Origin of the sequence: Pseudomonas sp. NPDC089407 (genome assembly GCF_044900445.1) — a bacterium.
Lineage (GTDB): Bacteria > Pseudomonadota > Gammaproteobacteria > Pseudomonadales > Pseudomonadaceae > Aquipseudomonas.
Genome location: NZ_JBJDNB010000013.1, coordinates 24,076 through 44,965 on the forward strand (window position 1 = coordinate 24,076; position 20,890 = coordinate 44,965).

The following is a 20,890-nucleotide window of genomic DNA, read 5'->3' on the forward strand; positions in this document are numbered from 1 at the left end:
TCGCTGTTGTAGGAGCGGCCTTGTGTCGCGATGGGCCGCGAAGCGGCCCCAGAAGTTAGCGCTAATGCTGAAATCGCCGGGGCCGCTTCGCGCCCCATCGCGACGCAAGGCCGCTCCTACAAAGGACTGTGCGTACCCGGCAAATAACTCAGGCAAAGAACCAGTAGCAGACGAAAATCGCTGCCACCACGCCAGAGAACTCAGCCAGCAGCGCACACCCCACCGCATGCCGTACACGCTGGATACCCACCGCACCAAAGTACACCGCCAACACATAGAAGGTGGTCTCGGTACTGCCCTGAATGGTCGCCGCCACCAGCGCCGGGAAGCTGTCCACGCCCTGGGTCTGCATGGTCTCGATCAGCATCGCCCGCGCCGCACTGCCAGAGAACGGCTTGACCAGCGCTGTCGGCAAGCCCTCGACAAAGCGCGTGTCCAGGCCCATCCAGTTCACCGCATGGCGAATGCCGTCCAGGGCCAGCTCCAGCGCGCCTGAGGCACGCAGCACACCAACCGCTACCAACATCGCCACCAGGTAGGGCAGCAGGTTCTTGGCCACGTCGAAGCCCTCCTTGGCGCCTTCGACAAAGGCTTCATACACCTTGACCCGCTTCAAGGCACCTATCACCAGGAACAGCATGATCACGCCAAACAGCGTGAGGTTGCCCAGGATCGACGACAGACCGGCCAGCGCGGCCGCCGACAGGGTGCCAAGGAAGGCCATGAAGCCGCCCAGCAGCAGCGCGCCAGGGATGAAATAGGCGAGCACCACCGGGTCCCACAGGCGCAGGCGCTGCATCACTGCCACCGACAGCAGGCCGACCAGGGTCGACACGCTGGTCGCCAGCAGGATGGGCAGGAACACCATGGTCGGGTCGGGCGCGCCTTGCTGGGCCCGGTACATGAAGATGGTCACTGGCAGCAAGGTCAGCGACGAGGCATTGAGCACCAGGAACAGGATCTGCGCATTGCTCGCCGTGGTGCTGCTGGGGTTCAGTTCCTGCAGCGCGCGCATGGCCTTCAGGCCGATCGGTGTGGCGGCGTTGTCCAGGCCCAGGCCGTTGGCGGCGAAGTTCATGGTGATCAGGCCCAGGGCCGGGTGGCCCGGCGGCACCTCCGGCATCAGGCGGGCGAACAGCGGGCCCAGTACCTTGGCCAGCCATTCGACGATGCCAGCTTTTTCGGCAATCTTGAGAAAGCCCAGCCACAGGGTCAGCGTGCCGAACAGCAGCACCATCACCTCGACCGACAGCTTGGCCATGGCGAAGATGCTTTCGACCATGGCCGCAAAGATGCCAGCGTTGCCACCTACCAGCCATTGGGCCAGGGCAGACACTGCCGCCACCAGGAAAAAGCCGAGCCAAAGGCCGTTGAGCATCCGTGTGTTCCCCCTGAAAAATGCCCGAATGATAGCGGAAGTTGTCTGTACCGGCCTCATCGCCGGCAAGCCAGCTCCCACAGGTGACGCGCTGGCCTCGGCCCTTGTGATATCCCTGTGGGAGCTGGCTTGCCGGCGATAGGGCCGGTGCAGGCGCCCGTGACCCTTACAGACAACAAAAAGCCCCGACAAGTCGGGGCTTTTGGGTCAATCAGCCTTCAGGCTTAGCGCTTGGCAGCTTCGCCAACCACTGCGGCGCCCTGCTTGTCGGCCATCAGCGAGGCGTAGTACTTCTCGCCCTTGGCCGCATCGTACATGCCTTCCCAACGGGAGATGACCAGTGCCGCCAAGGCATTGCCGATCACGTTCAGTGCGGTACGGGCCATGTCCATGATGCGGTCGACACCGGCGATGAATGCCAGGCCTTCCAGCGGAATACCGACACTGCCCAGGGTGGCCAGCAGCACCACGAACGATACGCCCGGCACGCCGGCAATACCTTTGGAGGTGACCATCAGGGTCAGCACCAGCAACAGCTGCTGGCTCCACGACAGGTCGATACCGTACAGCTGGGCAATGAAGATGGCCGCAATGCTCTGGTAAAGGGTCGAGCCGTCGAGGTTGAACGAGTAGCCGGTCGGCACCACGAACGAGCAGATCGACTTCGGCGCACCGTACTTCTCCATCTTCTCGATCACCCGCGGCAGCACGGTTTCCGAGCTGGAGGTGGAGTAGGCCAGGATCAGCTCATCTTTCATGATGCGCATGATCTTGATCACCGAGAAGCCGAACAGGCGGGCAACCAGGCCCAGCACCATGAAGGCGAAGAAAGCGATGGCGAAGTATACCAGCAGCACCAGCTTGGCCAGCGGCAGCAGCGAGCTGAAGCCGAAGTTGGCCACGGTCACGGCGATCAGGGCGAACACGCCGATCGGGGCGTAGTTCATGATCATGTGGGTGACCTTGAACATGGTTTCCGATACGCCCTGGAAGGTGCGTACCAGCGGGTCGCGCAGGTCAGCCTGCAGGCTCGACAGGCCCAGGCCGAACAGTACCGAGAAGAAGATGATCGGCAGCATTTCGCCACGCATCAGCGCTGCGAAGATGTTCGACGGGATCAGGTTCAGCAGGGTTTCGATGAACGCGTGCTCATGCTGCACTTCAGCCGCAGTTGCCTGGTATTTGGAAATGTCCACGGTACCCAGGGTGCTCATGTCGATGCCGGCGCCCGGGTGGAACAGGTTGGCCAGCACCAGACCGACGACGATGGCAATGGTGGTCACCACTTCGAAGTAGATGATGGTCTTCAGGCCGATGCTGCCCAGTTTCTTCGCATCGCCAACCCCGGCGATACCCACGATCAGCGACGAAATCACGATCGGGACAACGATCATCTTGATCAGGCGAATGAAGATGTCACCGGCGGGCTGGAGGACGTTGCTGATCCACCAGGCCTTTTCCGCGCTGAAGTGGTTCAGCAGCGCGCCGATTGCAACGCCCAGGACCAGACCGATCACGATCTGCCAGGCGAGGCTAAGTTTTGCCTTCTTCATGTCTTTACCCTTTGTTCTAGTGGTCATGGCAGCGGGTGGAAACAGGCGTAACAGAGCCCTTGGCAAGGTCACACGCATTGACGGTTTCCGTCCGGCGACGTCATGTAAGGACACCGCAGGCGAGCGACAGGGCGCTCTGGCCAGCGAAAAAGGCGGCAACTATTGCGATGGCAGGGGGGGAAATCTAATGCCGGAAACGCATACCCTATGCGCGATATGCATAACGCATTCGACCGAAAAGATAGGTTTGTAAGTCATTGATTTATAACGTTCGGAATCCCGAACAAGACCAACCGGCCATTTTTAGGCAGATTTGACGGTATGAAGAGGGGGTATCGGATGGCTTGTTCGACAATCCGAATGGCAGAAATGCCACTTTTTGAACGGGCCGGGTCGTTGGAAAAAAATGATGTGCGGTCGAGACAAAATGTGTCCTAGAGGAAAAAACGCGCAAGGGAAGCGACGTTTCCTACATGGCTCCTCGGAAGTCAGGTCTGGCAAGGTATCCCTGTGACACCGCCGACCTGATGCTTCCGATTCCGCCTTTCCTGACCCGGCCCAATGCTGGAGGCACTCCCTGTACCCCTAGGCCACTCCGATCCTGCAACAATCAGAACAGCCCGGCCCCTTGGTCATGTGCTGCCCCTCCTCGGGGCGGCGCATCATAGAAGGCTGAAATATAAAAAGGTTCAGCTTCTATTACGTGACAGTGGGTGACCTTTCATCGGCACTGGCAAACAAGGCTCAGTACCAGTTCGGGTCACGCTTCAACTGCTCCTGCAGCATGGCTTTCATGCCGTCGTCCGGTTTGCCCAACCAGCGATATTGCGCATGCCGGGTAGGCGACTTGTCGTTCGGCAAACCTTCGGGTACCTCCACAAGCATCCCGTAGGCATCGTCTTTGTCCCAGCTGAACGCGACGATCAGGCGCTTGTAGGTGCAGTTGTCCTGGGCCTCGCACAGCGGGCCGACCAAGTACTTGTCGCCATCCTCCGTGACTGCCGACATTTGCTGCTCAGCGCTGCCGGTCAGATTGACCACCCAATCGGGCAGGCGTTCCTCGCCCTCGATCGCGTCCTGCCAGGTTTCCCGGTATTCAGGGTCCGAGCCAAGCAGCTGGTTGGCTCGCAGCTGGCCATCATTGGCCGCCATGGCCGCTGTACTGCCGCCCATGAGCAGGGCGGCAGCCAGAGCGGACTTGAGCATCCTGCCCATTTTCAACCTCGACCACGTCCGAAGAAGAAGGACGCCACGAACAGGACCAGGAAGACAACGAACAGGATCTTCGCAATACCTGTGGCAGCGCCGGCGATACCACCGAAGCCCAGAACGGCAGCGACAATGGCGATGATGAGGAAAGTGATAGCCCAGCTCAGCATGGTGTTTCTCCTTTCTTTTTTCAAAGCAAAGCGTCTCAGAAGACCCAACGGTCCTGAGGCACCACATGTTCAAGGGTGGCCGGCGATGTGGCCTTGGTGTCGGAAGGCAGCGGCTCCGCTGCCTTGACGAAATTATTGGCACGGGTGGCCTGAATCTGGCTGAGCAGGGCAGTTTGCGCCGCTACCTGATCGGCCAGCCGCGCAGTCTGCCAGCTGTAATAGAAGAGACCGGCAGCCAAGGTCAGCAGTAGTGCCATGCCAAGCGTCAGCATGTGGCGCAGGGACAATGTGGCAACGTGCGAACGGTTGACGGATTGGCGGTTCATGCCGGCTCCTCCTGCTGTAATTTTTGTTCAAACCTGAACAGGTAATTGCAGCCTGCGTGCCAGACTTACATATCCAAGAAAACCTTTATAAATCAACAGGTTAAGTTAACGACGAATAACCAGAAGGCGCGTATCCTGCACGATGCCACCCGTGCAGCCGTGCGAATTGCACGATCAGCCTTCAACCTTGGTCGCCACCTTCAGCAAGTCGGCATCCACCCCGCGCACGCCGATGATCTGCCTGGCGATCTCCACCGCGATGGTTTTCTGCTCGGCGCTAACCACCTCGCCCGACAGCCGCACCATGCCTTCTTCGCTGGCGACTTTCAGGTTCAGCCCATCGAGGTTGCGGCTGAAGCGGTAGCTGTTCTGGATCTTGTCGATGATCCAGCTGTCGCTGGGCTGCGGGCCGGTGGGTACCCCCACGGGGGTTTCGCGCGCCTTGGCCATGGCGGCGGTATCGAGGCTGACCAGGTTGTTGACCAAATGCACACCGTCGGTGGTACGCGCCACCACACCGGCCAGTTCCTTGGCTTCGGCACTGTCGACCCGGCCACGTAGCGTCACCACGCCCTCGCTGCTTTGTACTTCTATAGGTGCCTTTTCTGTGGTGCGGCTCCACAACAGCCGGGCTCGGATCACCGCCGCCAGGGTGGCGTCCTCCAGCCGCTGGGCATAAGCCCGCAGCTCAAGTGGGCGTTCCACCAGCTGGGCATTGACCTGCAACTGGTTATCTACCTGCTCAATGCCCCGGGTAGCCCGGGCTACATCCTCGGCCAACTGCCGTTCGACAGCATTCTCCACTTCGCCGGAAAGCCGCGCCTGCTTGCCTTCCACGTCGACCTTGATGCGGAATGGGTCGAGCATGCGGTTCAGGGATAATGCAGTTTGCAGGGCGCCTTCCAGGCGCGCGTCCTGCACCGGGTCGGCGAATGCCGGGGCAAAAACCGGCAACAAAGCGGCGGCCAATACAGCGCTGCGTAGGGGAAAGGTCATGGCAGAGCCTCCTTTTTGTTGGCAAAAACTTAAAAACGTCGCAACCAATGTGCCATCGCGTGCCTCTAAGCAAAGCACCGCAAAAACGCGGCCTGCAGGCGTTGTTTGGCTATTGGCTAGCATGCAAAGGACATAATCCTTCAGAATTGACCATGCAACTTGCCCGATTTTTCCCACACTAAATAAAGATCTATCCCTAAGGAGCGTAGGAAATGGAATCAGCCCAGGACAACCAAGGCCGCATTCTGCTGGTGGATGACGAGTCCGCGATCCTGCGCACTTTCCGCTATTGCCTGGAAGACGAAGGCTACAGCGTGGCCACTGCCAACAGCGCCGCCCAGGCCGAGACCCTGCTGCAGCGCCAGGTATTCGACCTGTGTTTCCTCGATTTACGCCTCGGTGAAGACAACGGCCTTGATGTGCTGGCGCAGATGCGCATCCAGGCCCCCTGGATGCGCGTGGTGATCGTCACGGCGCATTCGGCTATCGACACGGCAGTAGACGCTATCCAGGCCGGCGCCGCAGACTACCTGGTAAAGCCTTGCAGCCCCGATCAGCTACGCCTGGCCACCGCCAAACAACTGGAAGTGCGCCAGCTTTCTGCACGCCTTGAAGCGTTGGAAGGCGAAGTGCGCAAACCCAAGGACGGCCTCGACTCGCACAGCCCGGCGATGATGGTGGTGCTGGAAACCGCACGCCAGGTTGCTACCACCGACGCCAATATCCTTATCCTTGGCGAATCCGGCACCGGTAAAGGCGAGCTGGCCCGGGCCATCCATGGCTGGAGCAAGCGTGCGCGCAAAGCCTGCGTGACCATCAACTGCCCGTCACTGAACGCCGAGCTGATGGAAAGCGAGCTGTTCGGCCATACCCGCGGTGCCTTCACCGGTGCCAGCGAAAGCACCCTGGGGCGGGTCAGCCAGGCTGACGGCGGCACACTGTTCCTCGACGAGATCGGCGATTTCCCACTGACCTTGCAGCCCAAGCTGCTGCGCTTCATTCAGGACAAGGAATACGAGCGCGTCGGCGACCCGGTCACCCGCCGTGCCGATGTGCGCATCCTGGCGGCTACCAACCTCAACCTCGAAGAAATGGTGCGCGAAAGCCGCTTTCGCGAGGACCTGCTCTATCGCCTGAACGTCATCACTCTGCATCTGCCGCCCTTGCGCGAGCGCAGTGAAGACATTCTGACCCTGGCTGACCGTTTCCTCGCCCGCTTCGTCAAGGAATACTCTCGCCCCGCCCGCGGTTTCAGCGACGAGGCACGTGCCGCCCTGCTCAATTACCGCTGGCCCGGTAATATTCGCGAGCTGCGCAACGTGGTGGAACGGGCCAGTATCATCTGCCCGCAGGAGCGGGTCGAAATCAGCCACCTGGGCATGGGCGAACAGCCGGCCGGCAACGCTCCGCGGGTGGGCGCCGCACTCAGCCTGGATGAGCTGGAACGTGCACATATCGGTGCGGTACTGGCCGCCAGCGATACCCTCGACCAGGCGGCCAAGACCTTGGGCATCGATGCCTCTACCCTGTACCGCAAACGCAAGCAGTACAACCTGTGAAGTGGCCGCCCATGAAGCTGCGCACGCGGCTTTTCCTCAGCATCTCGGCACTGGTCACCGTGGCCTTGCTCGGGCTGCTGCTGGGCCTGGTCAGCGTGCTGCAGATGGCCACGGTGCAACAGCAACGGGTGCGTGACACCACCCACGCCCTGGAGGTGGGGCTGAAGCTGCGGCAAAACCTGGGCGAACAGCTGACCTTGATCCTCGATGAGGACACTGCCCCGGAAAACCTGCGGCTGCTGCAAGAGAGCTTTCAGGGTCTGCTCAACCTGGGCCTGGAGCAGGGTGGTGAACGCACCGGCTTCAGCAAGGCCAGCAGCAACTACCAGGCCTTTCTCCAGGCCTACCGCGACAGCCCCGCACCTGCTCGCAGCATGGGCGTCGATCAGCCACTGGGGGCGGCCTTCAACCAGGTGCGCACCGACCTGATCGACGCCCACAAGCAGGCCCTGGACCTGATCACCCGTAGCGAGGAACACAGCCGTGACCGCGCGTTGCTGGTTAGCGGCGTGCTCGGCCTGATGGGTCTGGTGGTGGTGGTTCTGGGCTTTATCACCGCGCACAACATCGCCCGCCGCTTCGGCCAACCGATCGAAGCGTTGGCCAAGGCGGCCGACCAACTCGGCAAAGGCAATTTCGATGTTACCCTGCCTGTCACCCAAGCCACCGAGCTGAACCTGCTGACCCGCCGCTTCGGCCTGATGGCCGATGCCTTGCGCAAGCACCAGGCCACCAACGTCGATGAACTGCTGGCCGGTCAGCAGCGTTTGCAAGCCGTGCTCGATAGCATCGACGACGGCCTTCTGATCATCGACCGCCAGGGCCGCCTGGAACACCTCAACCCGGTAGCGCAGCGCCAGTTGGGTTGGAACGACAGCCGCGTCGGCAGCAGCCTGGCCGAAGCCTTGCAGCGACCGGAGCTGGAGCAGCAGCTGCGCCAGGTATTGCGCGGCGGCAGCCTCGACCGCCCGCCAGACGACCTGAACATGGAAGTGGACGAGGAATCGCGCCTGCTCACCTACAGCCTGACCCCGGTCAGCCACCCCCAAGGGCCGATCCTTGGCGCGGTGATGGTGCTGCACGATGTGACCGAGCAACGGGCCTTCGAACGGGTGCGCAGTGAATTCGTGCTGCGCGCGTCCCATGAACTGCGCACCCCCGTGACCGGCATGCACATGGCTTTCGGCCTGTTGCGCGAGCGGGTCAAGTTCCCGCCCGAGGCACGCGAGAACGACTTGCTGGAAACCATCGGCGAAGAAATGCAGCGCCTGACCCAGTTGATCAACGACCTGCTCAACTTCTCCCGCTACCAAAGCGGCTTGCAGAAACTCGAGTTGGCGCCGTGCGCCCTCGACGAACTGCTGGAGCGTGCGCAACTGCGCTTTGCCGACCAGGCCAGGCACAAGCAGATCGAGCTGATCAAGGAGCTGGAGCTGCCACTACCGCGCATCCTGGCCGACGTTCCCCAACTCGACCGGGTGCTGGACAACCTGTTGCACAACGCCATCCGCCACACCGCCAGCGGCGGGCGTATACGCCTGCATGCGCGGCGGCATGCCGAGCGGGTGATCATCAGTGTCGAAGATAATGGCGAGGGTATTGCCTATGGCCAGCAAGGGCGCATTTTCGAGCCCTTCGTGCAGGTAGGGCGCAAGAAAGGTGGGGCGGGGCTGGGATTGGCGCTGTGCAAGGAGATCGTGCAGCTGCACGGCGGGCGCATGGGCGTGTTCTCCCGGCCTGGGCAGGGGACGCAGTTCTACATGGCCTTGCCTGTTTGAGGGCGTGGTGGCAAATGCCCTCGTGCCACCAGTTCGGCAAACTGCCGCGCATTCAACGGCCGGGCAAACAGCCAGCCCTGGCCATAATTGACCCCCTCACTGTTCAATAACACTGCCTGGTCTTCACATTCGATGCCTTCGGCAATCACCCGCAAGTGCAGGTCGTGGGCCATGCGGATGATATGCGGGGCGACGCCGCTGCTGGCAGCATCATGGCCCAGTGCATCGATGAACGCCTTGTCGATCTTCAGGCAGTCCACCGGCAGGGTCTGCAGGTAGGCCAGGCTGCAATAACCGGTACCAAAATCGTCGATCAGCACCTGGTGCCCGACGGCGCGCAGCGCCTGCAGGTTGTCACGGGCAACGACCACGTCGATCAGGCCGCGCTCGGTCACTTCAAAGGCAATCTGGCTGGGCGCCACCCGATGCAACGCCAGCAGGCGTGCTGCCACCCGGCCAATCCGCGGCACCATCACATCGCAGGCCGCCAGGTTTATGGAGATATACAGCTTGGGGTGCGAGCGCAGCAGCTGTCCTAGCTGCTCGAGCACACGTTGCAGGACAAAGTCAGTGATCTGGCGGATCTGCCCGGTGTTTTCCGCCAGCGGAATGAACAGGTCCGGGCTGGTCAGTGAGCCGTCCGGGCGACGCCAGCGCACCAGCGCTTCGGCCCCCACGCAGCGCCGGCTGTCGAGCTCGATGATCGGCTGGTAGAGCACCTGCAGCTCGCCACGGCGCAAGGCATTCTGCAATTCCGAACTCATCGAGCGCCGCTGCAGGATCAGTTGCAGCACCAGCCAGCCAATGCAACAGGCGGCCAGCACACTCCCGGGGAACAGCAACCAGAGCATGCCGTTCATGCGCAGCGGCAGGCTGGCGCGTGGGGCAATCAGTACCAACTGGTAGTCAGGCGACTTGGTCGGCATGCGATAGATCAGCCGGTCGCTGAGTTCGAGTAGCGAGTTATGGCTGTTCGACCAGGCAGAGGGTGGCGGCCATACCTGTGGTGGGCCGAGCACCGGAATGGCGCGGGCACCGTTGTCGAGCACCACCACCAGGCTGCCCCCCGGAGGCAGGTCGACCACATCGGTCAGGTGACCACGGGAGGTGGAGACCAGAAACTTGCCCCGGCCCAGCATCAGTGCGGCCAGGTTTTCGTTCGGCTCGGTGGTGGTATTGAGCCAGTAACTGTACGTGGGCCCTTGGATGTCCGGTGCGCGCAGCGGCACGAACGCGCGTTCATCACCCCGGTTGGAGCAGGCAACCTGGCCATCCACATAAGCCGCTTCATAGATGAACCTCGAACTCAGGCCAACCTGCTGCAAGGCAGCCAGCATCGCCGGGCTGCAGCCGCGCAAGGGCTGCGCTTGCAGCAGGTCGACACCTTCGCGCAATTGGCCGAATACCTGCTCGAGGCGATCCAGAAAACGCTCGCCCTGGGCGTTCATCTGTTCGCTCTCGCTCTGCTTCATCTGTTGCAGGGCAATACCGATGCTGGCAGTCAGCAACACCGCGGCGCTGGCCAACGCTGCCAAAGTGGCCAGCATCCAGGGACGGTAAAAAATTTGGCGCAGCAGGGCAATTAAAGATGACATCGACGGCATCCAGTTGATAACTAAGGTATAGCAACTGAATCGATAATCACCCGCGCCGTTTGGCGCTTCGCTGCAGGCTTTTCTGCGGCCACAACTGCCTTGTGCCGCCTGTATAGGCCTCATCGCCGGCAAGCCAGCTCCCACAGGTTAAACACAAGCCTAGAGAACTGAGCAACACCAGTGGGAGCTGGCTTGCCGGCGATAGGGCCAGAACAGGCGGCGCATGCTCAACGCATGCGGTTAAGCACCTGCAGCATCGCTGCCGTCTGCGCATCCGGCATGCCATCGAAACGCTGTGGGCGGAAGCGCATCTGGAACGCGGCGATTACATGGCGGGTGGCCACATCCAGTACGCCGGTCTGTTCGACCTGGTAGCCGAACCGTGCCAGCTCCTGCTGGTACCAGCCAACGCTGGGCGGGTTGACGCTGAAATAGGCCTGCTGGCGTGCCACCGCATTGGCCTCGGGCCAGATTCCCAGCCCGGCGTCGGCCAGGCGCTTCCAGGGGAACAACGGCCCTGGGTCAAGCTTGCGCAACGGGGCAATGTCGCTGTGACCGATAATATGACGGGGCTCGATGTTGTTGCGTTTGACAATATCCTTGAGCAGGGCAATCAGCGCCTGGATCTGCGCTTCGCTGTAAGGGTGCCAGACCCGGCCGTTCGGCGTATCGGTAAAGCCTGGGTTGACGATCTCGATACCGATGGACGAGGAGTTCAGCCAGGTGCGCCCCTGCCACTGGCTGTCACCGGCATGCCAGGCGCGGCGGCTCTCATCCACCAGCTGATACACCGTGGCCGGGCCATCGCCGATCAGGTAATGGCTGCTGACCTCACCCTGGGTCAGCAACGCCAGCGAACGCTCCAGTGAGGCATTGGTGTAATGCAGGACAACGAACTGAATGCGGTCGTCCTGGTTGGCCGAAGGGTGGCTGCGGTCGATGCGCAGGCCCGTCGAGCAACCGGCGACAGAGAACAGCAGAAAGCAAATCAGGGTTTTTTTCAGCGTGGAAAGCACGTCAGTGGCCTCAGCGTATGAGCGCTACAGTATAACGTGCTCGCCACGACCGCGCCTGGCGGCTAGCTCTGCTCGACGCGATTGCGCCCCTGCTCCTTGGCCCGGTACAACGCCGCATCGGCACGCTTGAGCACCTGGTCGCCGCGCTCGCCAGAACGGAAAGCCGCCAGGCCGATCGAGGTGGTGATCACCACCCGCTCGCCCTTGAAGTGGAACGGGCAGGCTTCTATGGTCGCCCGCAACACCTCGGCCACCTGGGCCGCCGCCGCTGGCGGTGTCTGCGGCAGCAGCAGGACGAATTCCTCACCGCCAAAACGGGCAATGAAGTCACGGCCACGCAAACGCTTGTGCAGTTGGTCGGCAACGATCTTCAGCACTTTGTCGCCGGCCAGGTGCCCATAGCTGTCGTTGATGCGCTTGAAATGGTCCAGATCGAGGATCGCCATAGCGAGGTGACCGCCGTTTTCCTGCCATTCGAGCATTTCGCGTTCAACCCGCTCGCTCCAGGCTGCCCGGTTGGGCAGGCCGGTGAGGGGGTCGAGCAGGGCCTTCTGGCGCTGTTCTTCCAGGTGCTCGCGGTAACCGAGCGCCTCGTGCTCCATGTTTGCCACGCGCTCCGACAACCCTTGCAGGCGACCGGCCAGTTCCTGCTCGCGGCGATCACGCTCGTGCTTGTGCTCGTCCATGGTCACCAGCAAGCCTTCCAGCCGGTTCTCGAGGATGTGCTTGAGGCTGTCTACGTCGGCGGCACCTTGCACACTGCTTTGCAGCCCGTCGACGTGCTCGCGCAACTGGGTATCCAGCGCACGGGCAGCGCTGCTGTTGTCGGCGTGGCCGGCGCTGGCCTCGTGCAGGTGACTCTGGAAGCCTTCCAGGCGCTCGTTGAGTTGCTGCAGGTAAGTCTCGAATTCGTGCTGGCCGCTGTCGGTGATCGCCAGCATCAGCACCGCCAGGTCATCCAGCACCGGTATCAGCTCATACCAGTTCAAGCCGCGGGCAACCCGGACGCGCATTTCCAGCGCCTGGGCCTTGTGCCGCTCGGGCAGGCTGAGGTCGTCAAGCAGGCCGATCAGGGTTTGCTCGATGTGGGCAGCAACTTGGCTGTAAGGCGGCTCCACCGCGTAAGGCAGGGCATAGGGGCCGTCTTCGCCGAACGTTTCTTCCAGTGCCGGTAATGGCGCGGCATCAGGCAATGGCTTGCTGGCAGCGTCTTCAGGGGTGGGTGCTTCATTCTGCGGTTGCGACACCGGCGGCCTGTCGGTCGTTTCGATCAATGCCGGGCCTGATGCTTCCAGCTCCGGCTCGGGCGCTACGGCCACCTCGGCTGCGGGCTCAGAGAGGGTTGGCAACGGCAGTAACGCATCGACATCACTGGGTAGCGGGGGCTCGACACTGGCCGGCTCCGCTTGGGGCGGAGGCTCGCCAACCGGCACAGCCACTGGCACAAGCACCGCTTCGTCCTGGGCATCGTCCTCACGGCTACCGAACAAGCGCTGCAAGAAGCCAGGGCGGGCATCTTCACCCGGTTTGCCCAGGGCTGACAGCGCGCGCCCCTGCAAACCGCTCAGCTCACCCAGCAGCGGCGGCAGGTCGCGTGACTGCGCGACGCCGCCATCGAGCTTCTTCGCCAGCTTCTTCAAAGGCCGCGAAATATCGCTAGGTAGCGGCAGGCCTTGCAGTTGACCAACCAGCGCAGTCAGCGCATCGCCCACCTGGTTCATGCGCGTTTCACGACGTTGCTCGGAATCCAGCACGGCCTTTTCCAGGCGAGGGATCAACCCGGCGAGGCCGGCATCCATGTTGTCGCTACGGATGACCTCGCGCATCTCTTTCATGCACTCGTCCACTACCTTGTCACTGCCTTCGGCAGCCAGGGTGCTGCGTACCAGGCCGCGGCGCAGCAGATCGAGACGGGCGTCCCAACGGCGTTCGAGCTTTTCCTGCTGCTCGATGCTTTTAAGGTATTTTTCTTTCCAGCGCTCGGCTTCTTCGGTCATGCCTGGATCCGCGAGGGGTGATACATCTGGGCTGTCTGATTACACACTGTCGGCGCGCGCCTGCAACTCTTGAGGGCGTGCAATGCTTTAGCTGATTCAGCTCAAGACCGGCAGCGTATCCACAGTCAATGCATCAGGCAATCGGATCTCTACCGCGACCGGAAGATGGTCGGAGATGGGCTGCGCCAGCACCTCGACACGCTCCAGGGTGAGGCTTGGGCTTAGCAGGATATGGTCCAGGCAACGCTGTGGTCGCCAACTGGGGAAGGTGGCCTCGACCTGCGGGGCAACCAGGCCCAGGTCGCGCAGCGGCGAGTGCTCCAGCAGGTCGGTGGCATGGGTGTTCATGTCACCCATCAGCACCTGGTGGCGGTAACCGCCAATCAGCTCGCGGATATAGCCCAGCTGCAGGGCGCGGGTCTTGGCGCCCAGCGCCAGGTGCATCATCACCACGATCAGCGCATCGTCACCTTCGCCAAAGCGCACCAGGATCGCCCCACGCCCGGCAGGGCCTGGCAAGGGGTGGTCTTCGAGCAGTTGCGGCTTCAGGCGGCTGAGCACGCCATTGCTGTGCTGGGCAAAACGCCCCAGGTTGCGGTTGAGCTGCTGGTACCAGTAGGGGAAGGCCCCCAGGTGCGCCAGGTGTTCGACCTGGTTGACGTAGCCCGAGCGCAGGCTACCGCCATCGGCCTCCTGCAGGGCCACCAGGTCGAAGTCGCCCAACAGCTTGCCGATCTTCTGCAAATTGCCGGCACGCCCGTTATGCGGCAGCAGGTGCTGCCAGCTACGGGTCAGGTAATGCCGGTAGCGCTCGGTGCTGATGCCCACCTGGATATTGAAACTGAGCAGCCGCAGGCGACCATCCTCGGGCAGGCCAGTGGCCTGCAGGTGATGTTCGTTGACCTGCGGCTGGTGCAGGCCAATGCCACGCGTAGCTCTGAAGCGGGGCATGGGTTTCGCCGCTTACTTAGCGGCGCGCTCCTTGTCGATCAGCTGGTCGGCAACGTTCAGCACGCCTTCCGGCCCGCCAGCGGTACCGAGGTCGAAACGGTACTTGCCGTTGACCACCATCGCCGGTACGCCAGTGATTTCGTACTTCTTCGCCAGTTCCTTGGCCTGGTTGACCTGGCCCTTGATGGCGAACGAATCGAAGGTGGCGAGGAACTTGTCCTTGTCTACGCCCTGGGTGGCGAGGAATTCGGCCATGTCGTTCTTGTCGGTCAGCTTCTTGCGCTGGTTCTGGATGGCATCGAACACCGCGGCGTGTACCTTGTGCTCGACGCCCATGGCTTCGAGGGTCAGGAACATCTGGCCGTGGGCGTCCCATGGGCCACCGAACATGGCTGGAACGCGCTTGAAGTTGACGTCCTTGGGCAGCTTGTCGACCCAAGGGTTGATGGTTGGCTCGAAGTGGTAGCAGTGTGGGCAGCCGTACCAGAACAGCTCGACCACTTCGATCTTGCCAGGCACGGAAACCGGAACAGGGTTGCTCAGCTCGATATATTCCTTGCCGGCAACAGGCTCGGCGGCCTGGACGGCAGTCATACCGAATACGCTGGCGGCGACCAGCGCAGCGCTGAGAATCAGTTTACGCATGCTTTACTCCTGAGCATTCATGGGTCGCCTCTACACGACCTGAATTGAGACAGGCGGGTAACGGCGCGAGTTCTGTAGTGTAACGGCAGCGGACGAAAAAAAGGGCGGCCCGGCCGCCCTTTCATCATTGGCCTACAACATTAACTGAAGGTTAATGCAGCGCTCTCGCAGGCGCGTGTCACACCTGTAGGAGCGGCCTTGTGTCGCGATAGGGCTGCGAAGCAGCCCCAGGGTTCCAGCGCAAATGCACAAATCGCCGGGGCTGCTTTGCAGCCCTATCGCGACACAAGGCCGCTCCTACAAGGGACCGCGCCGCCAGTCAGTGCAGGCCCTGGATATAGCTGGCCAACGCTTCGATGTCGTGGTTGCTCAGCTTGCCAGCAATGGTACGCATGGTCATGGCGTCGCCATCGTTGGTGCGGTTGCCTTCGCGGAAGTCGGTCAGCTGCTTGGTCACGTACTGCGAGTGCTGCCCACTCAGATGCGGGAAGCCGGCCAGGGCGATGCCCGCGCCATTCGGCGAGTGGCAGCCGGTACAGGCGGGCATGCCTTTCTCCAGGTCGCCACCGTTGAACAGTGCACGGCCACGCTCCACCAGCTTGGGATCGGCGGCGCCTACGCTGCCTTTCTGGCTGGCGAAATAGGCAGCGATGTCGGCCAGATCCTGATCATTGAACGGGGCCAGCATGCCGGTCATTTCCAGCACGGTACGTTTGCCCGACTTGATGTCGTGCAGTTGTTTTTCCAGGTAGCGCTGGCCCTGGCCGGCCAGTTTCGGGAAGTTCGGTGCCAGGCTGTTGCCGTCAGGGTTGTGGCAGGCGCCACAGACGGCGGTCTTGGCCTGGCCAGCGGCGGCATCGCCTTTGATAGGTTGTGCAGCAGTGGCCGCACCTGCGACACCCAGGGTCAACAGCAGACTCACGACTAGTTTGTTCATCAGCTAATCCAACACGGCTAAGGGTGAAATGTTATGTATCGGGACTGCCACTCATCCAAAGGATGACCAAACGGTAGTCCTCGGCACTGCAGTCCATGCACAATCCACGCGGCGGCATAGCCTTGAAACCCTGGGTCACGTGCTTTACCAGTACCTCCATGCCTTGCGCCAGCCTTGGCTCCCAAGCTGCCCTGTCACCCTGCCTGGGTGCCTGTGGCAACTGCCCGGTGTGACAGGCCGCACACGTGCGGTTGTACAACACCTCGGGATCCTGTGTAGCCTGTGCGCTGAAATACGGCAGGAACATACCGACAGCTAGCAGCCATTTCGCCAGGCGAAACGACCTGACAGGGTTGGGGGACGCGCTGCGTTCTGATGCGCAAGCTATAGTTCGGCACCCCATGCCCGTTCTCCTTCGCTGGGAGAATGGGCACACAAAAACTGGGGCATTATATACTGCTGTCAGCCAAACGGAAACGACACCGCTTGCCGGCCTAGGCTTTGGCAACACCCACATCGGATATCCCATGCAAGTCAAGAACCCCATCCTCGGCCTCTGCCAGAAAGCCAAATTCGCCCTCAGCGCAGCCAAGGTCGAACAATGCCCGGACGACCAGGGTTACGAGGTGGCTTTTGCCGGCCGTTCTAACGCCGGCAAATCCAGCGCCCTCAATACCCTGACTCATGCCAGCCTGGCGCGTACCTCGAAAACCCCGGGGCGCACCCAGCTGTTGAATTTCTTCAGTCTGGACGATGAACGGCGTTTGGTCGACCTGCCGGGCTACGGTTATGCAAAAGTGCCGATTCCACTCAAGCAGCACTGGCAGAAACACCTGGAAGCCTACCTGGGCAGCCGTGAGTGCCTGCGCGGGATCATCCTGATGATGGACGTGCGCCACCCGATGACCGACTTCGACAAGATGATGCTCGACTGGGCCAAGGCCAGCGGCATGCCGATGCACATCCTGCTGACCAAGGCCGACAAGCTGACCCACGGCGCGGGCAAGAACACCCTGCTGAAAGTGCAGTCGGAAATCAGAAAAGGCTGGGGCGATGGTGTGACCATCCAGCTGTTCTCGGCGCCCAAGCGCCTGGGCGTGGAAGAGGCTTATCGCGTGCTGGCGGGCTGGATGGAGCTGGAAGACAAGCCAGTGGCCTGAAGCCCTGCACCGCCCCCTGTAGGAGCGGCCTTGTGTCGCGATGGGCTGCGCAGCAGCCCCGGCAATTTGTGCTGTTTCCGAGATCCTGGGGCTGCTGCGCAGCCCATCGCGACACAAGGCCGCTCCTACACAGGCAACGCGTCGCCAAGGAATTCCGGGCAAAAAAAACCCCGGACTTCGTATGGGGAGGGGGAAGTTCGGGGTCCAAGTCCGGACCGCTAGGGCGGGGTCCAGATATCTGCCAACACTTAACACAACATAGGAGCATCGAAAGGCTTCACCAGCCATTCAGTTACTCTGAGTCCCGCTTCACCGGTTTAGTTCCGAGGCCCTGAAAACTATTTGCGATAGTTTCATCAAACCTCAGCACCAACGGCACTAGCGGTGCCAGGGTCCGCGTCACCCCGTCGCAGATCCTACACAGCTTTCCCTGCTCGATCAGTGAGCTTCGTCCCAATTCGCACCAATTCCTGCTTCCACCAGCAGCGGCACATCCAGCTGCGCGGCCTGACTCATGTGCTGGCGAATTTCATCGTTCACCTGTTGAACCAGGTCTTCACGCACCTCGAGCACCAGTTCGTCGTGTACCTGCAGGATCACCCGGGCATCCAGCCCGCTCTCGCTCAGCCAGTTATCCACATTGACCATGGCGCGTTTGATGATGTCGGCTGCTGTGCCCTGCATTGGCGCGTTGATTGCCGTGCGCTCGGCGCCTTTACGCAGGGCCGGGTTCTTGGCGTTGATGTCTGGCAGGTACAGGCGGCGGCCGAACAGAGTCTCGACAAAACCTTGCTCGGCAGCTTGGGCGCGAGTGCGCTCCATGTAGGCCAGCACGCCGGGGTAGCGGGCGAAGTAACGGTCGATGTAGTCCTGCGACTGCTTGCGGTCGACACCGATCTGCTTGGCCAGGCCAAACGCGCTCATGCCGTAGATCAGGCCAAAGTTGATGGCCTTGGCCTTGCGACGCTGGTCGGTGGTGACGTCTTCCAGGGCCACACTGAACACTTCCGCTGCCGTGGCGCGGTGCACGTCGAGGTCGTTGCGAAAGGCGTGCAACAAGCCTTCGTCCTTGGCCAGGTGGGCCATGATGCGCAGCTCGATCTGCGAGTAGTCCGCCGCCAGCAGCTTGTAGCCGGGGCTGGCAACGAATGCTTGGCGAATGCGTCGGCCTTCGGCGGTACGGATCGGAATGTTCTGCAGGTTCGGGTCGCTCGACGACAGCCGGCCGGTTGCCGCCACCGCCTGCTGGTACGAGGTGTGAATACGCCCGGTGCGTGGGTTGATCTGCCCCGGCAGCTTGTCGGTGTAGGTGCTCTTGAGCTTGCTCAGGCTGCGGTACTGCATCAGTACCTCAGGCAGCGGGTAGCCTTGCTCGGCCAGCTCGTCGAGCACCGCTTCGGCCGTGGAGGGCTGGCCTTTGGCGGTCTTGCTCAGCACCGGCATGCCCAGCTTGTCGTAAAGGATCGCGCCCAGCTGCTTGGGCGAGCCAAGGTTGAACGTTTCACCGGCCAGCTCGTAGGCACGCTGCTCCAGCTCGGCCATCTTCACGCCTAGCTCACCGCTTTGCACATGCAGCAGTGCGGCATCGACCAGCGCGCCTTGGCGCTCGATCTTGGCCAGCACCGGCACCAGCGGCATCTCGATGTCCATCAGCACTGGCTGCAGACTTGGCGTTTGCGCCAGGCGGGCCTGCAGCGCCTGGTGCAGACGCAGGGTAATGTCGGCATCTTCGGCGGCGTAGGGGCCGGCCTTTTCCAGGGTGATCTGGTTGAAGGTCAGCTGCTTGGCACCCTTGCCGGCGATGTCCTCGAAGGCGATGGTGCTGTGGTCGAGGTACTTCTGCGCCAGGCTGTCCATGTCGTGACGGGTCGCAGTGGAGTTGAGCACATACGACTCGAGCATGGTGTCGTAGGCCACGCCGCGCATTTCGATGGCCGGTGAGGCATTGGCGAGGATGTTGATGTCGTACTTGGCGTTCTGCCCGACCTTGGCCTTGGTTGGGTCTTCCAGCAGAGGCTTCAGTGCCAGCAGCACGGCTTCCCGGTCCAGTTGTGCCGGAGCGCCATCGTAGTCGTGGGCCAGGGGCACATAAGCAGCTTCATGGGGTTCGACGGCGAATGACAGGCCGACCAGTTGCGCCTGTTGGGCGTCAAGACTGGTGGTTTCGGTGTCGAAGGCGAACAGCGGCGCCTGGCGCAGCTTTTCCAGCCAGGCGTCGAAGCGGGCCTGGTCGAGGATGGTCTCGTATTTCGGTTCGACCTTGGCCACCGGCTCGTCGACGACCGGGGCGAGATCCTCGCCAGCCTTGCTCGCCTCGCGCTGCACCTCGGCGACCCAGCTCTTGAACTCCATTTCGGTGTACAGCGCCAGCAGCGCGTCGCGGTCCGGCTCACCGCACACCAGTCCCTCGACCTCGATATCCAGTGGTACATCGCACTTGATGGTGGCCAGTTCATAGGACAGGAACGCCGAATCGCGGTGCTCCTCGAGCTTGGCCGGCAGGGTCTTGGCGCCGCGGATGGCCAGGGTCGGCACCTTGTCGAGGTTGGCGTACAGGTCGCTGAGGCCGCCGCCGATACCGGTCAGCAGGCCGACTGCAGTCTTTTCACCAACGCCCGGCACGCCGGGGATGTTGTCGACCTTGTCGCCCATCAGGGCAAGGAAGTCGATGATGTGCTCCGGACCGACGCCAAACTTTTCGTGCACGCCGGCAACGTCCATCACGCTGCCGGTCATGGTGTTGACCAAGGTCACGTGGCCGTCCACCAGCTGCGCCATGTCCTTGTCGCCAGTCGAGATGATCACCGGGCGGCCCTGGGTGGCACTGCTGCGCGCCAGGGTGCCGATCACGTCATCGGCCTCGACCCCTTCTACGCACAGCAGCGGGTAGCCCAGCGCCTTGACACTGGCATGCAACGGCTCGACCTGTACCCGCAGGTCGTCGGGCATGCTTGGGCGGTTGGCCTTGTATTCGGCGAACATGGCGTCACGGAAGGTGCCGCCCTTGGCGTCGAAAACCACCGCGAACAGGCTGTCGGGGTATTGCTTGCGCAGGCTCTTGAGCATGTTCAGCACACCCTTCACCGCACCGGTCGGCATGCCCTTGGACGTGGTCAGCGGCGGCAGCGCGTGGAAGGCGCGGTACAGGTAGGAGGAACCGTCCACCAGGACGAGGGGCGCTTGGCTCATGAGCAGAATCAACCTTTTCGACGGGTCCGGCGCTAGAATAGCCAGAATCATTGACGACAAAGGGACTAGGTTATCATGCGTACACTCAATCGCCTGTTACTGCTCGGCCTGTTGGCAACCATGCCGGTCGTCACCCTGGCGGCGGACGACGCCCCCTCGGCCGATCCCGAGGTGACCATTCGCACGGAAGGCGACAAGACCATCCAGGAATACCGGCAGAACGGCTTCCTGTATGCGATCAAGATCACACCGAAAAACGGCAAGCCTTATTTCCTGGTACGCGCCGATGGCACCGATGCCAATTTCATTCGATCCGACCAGCCGGACATGCTGATTCCGTCCTGGAAGATCTTCGAGTGGTAAGCTGACGCGCGCACCGTTCACATCAACCCGGCACTTCCCGGCGGAAGTGCCCGTATGGGCAAATTTTC

At 61.9% G+C, this 20,890-nt stretch carries 18 protein-coding genes; 4 read left to right on the forward strand and 14 right to left on the reverse strand.

The annotated features are described in order from the left end of the window. Positions 1 to 148: 148 nt before the first annotated feature. The 6 genes from ACI2KG_RS12170 to ACI2KG_RS12195 all read right to left on the reverse strand — a co-directional run bounded on the left by ACI2KG_RS12170 (position 149) and on the right by ACI2KG_RS12195 (position 5,632). Positions 149 to 1,378 (reverse strand): nucleoside recognition domain-containing protein, encoded by a 1,230-nt coding sequence (locus tag ACI2KG_RS12170; RefSeq protein WP_404662081.1) that lies wholly within the window; start codon positions 1,376 to 1,378, stop codon positions 149 to 151. Positions 1,379 to 1,602: 224 nt separating this feature from the next. Beyond that, positions 1,603 to 2,931 carry a glutamate/aspartate:proton symporter GltP gene (gene gltP, locus ACI2KG_RS12175; RefSeq protein WP_201204279.1) on the reverse strand — a complete coding sequence of 443 codons (1,329 nt, stop codon included), beginning with the start codon at positions 2,929 to 2,931 and terminating at the stop codon, positions 1,603 to 1,605. Between the two features lie 744 nt (positions 2,932 to 3,675). Continuing rightward, entirely contained in the window at positions 3,676 to 4,146 is a 471-nt protein-coding gene (locus ACI2KG_RS12180; protein ID WP_404662082.1) for an inhibitor of vertebrate lysozyme family protein, read from the reverse strand. Between the two features lie 2 nt (positions 4,147 to 4,148). After that, complete coding sequence (locus ACI2KG_RS12185; protein ID WP_404662083.1) at positions 4,149 to 4,310, reverse strand: DUF1328 domain-containing protein; 162 nt, start codon at positions 4,308 to 4,310, stop codon at positions 4,149 to 4,151. A gap of 35 nt (positions 4,311 to 4,345) precedes the next feature. Next, complete coding sequence (locus ACI2KG_RS12190) at positions 4,346 to 4,636, reverse strand: hypothetical protein (protein ID WP_404662084.1); 291 nt, start codon at positions 4,634 to 4,636, stop codon at positions 4,346 to 4,348. Between the two features lie 174 nt (positions 4,637 to 4,810). Then, entirely contained in the window at positions 4,811 to 5,632 is an 822-nt protein-coding gene (locus tag ACI2KG_RS12195; RefSeq protein WP_404662085.1) for a BON domain-containing protein, read from the reverse strand. Between the two features lie 212 nt (positions 5,633 to 5,844). Between ACI2KG_RS12195 and algB the strand changes: the two genes are divergently transcribed. Beyond that, positions 5,845 to 7,191, forward strand: a complete 1,347-nt coding sequence (gene algB, locus ACI2KG_RS12200) for a sigma-54-dependent response regulator transcription factor AlgB (RefSeq protein ID WP_027591966.1) — start codon at positions 5,845 to 5,847, stop codon at positions 7,189 to 7,191. An 11-nt stretch (positions 7,192 to 7,202) separates the two neighbouring features. Further along, on the forward strand, positions 7,203 to 8,969 hold the full coding sequence (locus tag ACI2KG_RS12205) for a KinB sensor domain-containing domain (RefSeq protein WP_400613157.1): 1,767 nt from the start codon (positions 7,203 to 7,205) through the stop codon (positions 8,967 to 8,969). Here the strand turns inward: ACI2KG_RS12205 and ACI2KG_RS12210 are convergent. From ACI2KG_RS12210 to ACI2KG_RS12240, 7 genes are all read right to left on the reverse strand, one after another. After that, positions 8,948 to 10,564 (reverse strand): EAL domain-containing protein, encoded by a 1,617-nt coding sequence (locus tag ACI2KG_RS12210; protein WP_404662086.1) that lies wholly within the window; start codon positions 10,562 to 10,564, stop codon positions 8,948 to 8,950. The two genes, ACI2KG_RS12205 and ACI2KG_RS12210, sit on opposite strands and share 22 nt — an antisense overlap. 227 nt (positions 10,565 to 10,791) lie before the next feature. Further along, positions 10,792 to 11,580, reverse strand: a complete 789-nt coding sequence (locus tag ACI2KG_RS12215) for an N-acetylmuramoyl-L-alanine amidase (protein ID WP_400613152.1) — start codon at positions 11,578 to 11,580, stop codon at positions 10,792 to 10,794. A 62-nt stretch (positions 11,581 to 11,642) separates the two neighbouring features. After that, positions 11,643 to 13,577: a diguanylate cyclase gene (locus ACI2KG_RS12220; protein WP_404662087.1), complete on the reverse strand. Its 1,935-nt coding sequence runs from the start codon at positions 13,575 to 13,577 to the stop codon at positions 11,643 to 11,645. 96 nt (positions 13,578 to 13,673) lie between these two features. Further along, entirely contained in the window at positions 13,674 to 14,528 is an 855-nt protein-coding gene (locus tag ACI2KG_RS12225) for an endonuclease/exonuclease/phosphatase family protein (protein WP_400613147.1), read from the reverse strand. A 12-nt stretch (positions 14,529 to 14,540) separates the two neighbouring features. After that, positions 14,541 to 15,173, reverse strand: a complete 633-nt coding sequence (dsbA, locus tag ACI2KG_RS12230; RefSeq protein ID WP_404662088.1) for a thiol:disulfide interchange protein DsbA — start codon at positions 15,171 to 15,173, stop codon at positions 14,541 to 14,543. A gap of 319 nt (positions 15,174 to 15,492) precedes the next feature. Beyond that, positions 15,493 to 16,110 carry a c-type cytochrome gene (locus tag ACI2KG_RS12235; protein WP_400613140.1) on the reverse strand — a complete coding sequence of 206 codons (618 nt, stop codon included), beginning with the start codon at positions 16,108 to 16,110 and terminating at the stop codon, positions 15,493 to 15,495. A gap of 31 nt (positions 16,111 to 16,141) precedes the next feature. Continuing rightward, on the reverse strand, positions 16,142 to 16,444 hold the full coding sequence (locus tag ACI2KG_RS12240) for a c-type cytochrome (RefSeq protein WP_400613263.1): 303 nt from the start codon (positions 16,442 to 16,444) through the stop codon (positions 16,142 to 16,144). A gap of 193 nt (positions 16,445 to 16,637) precedes the next feature. On the opposite strand from ACI2KG_RS12240, the gene yihA reads away from it, so the two are divergent. Next, positions 16,638 to 17,270 carry a ribosome biogenesis GTP-binding protein YihA/YsxC gene (gene yihA / locus ACI2KG_RS12245; RefSeq protein WP_009683587.1) on the forward strand — a complete coding sequence of 211 codons (633 nt, stop codon included), beginning with the start codon at positions 16,638 to 16,640 and terminating at the stop codon, positions 17,268 to 17,270. 438 nt (positions 17,271 to 17,708) lie between these two features. Here the strand turns inward: yihA and polA are convergent, their stop codons facing one another. Beyond that, positions 17,709 to 20,459: a DNA polymerase I gene (gene polA / locus ACI2KG_RS12250; RefSeq protein ID WP_404662089.1), complete on the reverse strand. Its 2,751-nt coding sequence runs from the start codon at positions 20,457 to 20,459 to the stop codon at positions 17,709 to 17,711. A gap of 75 nt (positions 20,460 to 20,534) precedes the next feature. Between polA and ACI2KG_RS12255 the strand changes: the two genes are divergently transcribed. Beyond that, the gene (locus tag ACI2KG_RS12255) at positions 20,535 to 20,822 is read left to right on the forward strand and encodes a DUF2782 domain-containing protein (RefSeq protein WP_010951520.1); all 288 of its coding nucleotides are present in this window, start codon (positions 20,535 to 20,537) and stop codon (positions 20,820 to 20,822) included. Positions 20,823 to 20,890: the final 68 nt, after the last annotated feature.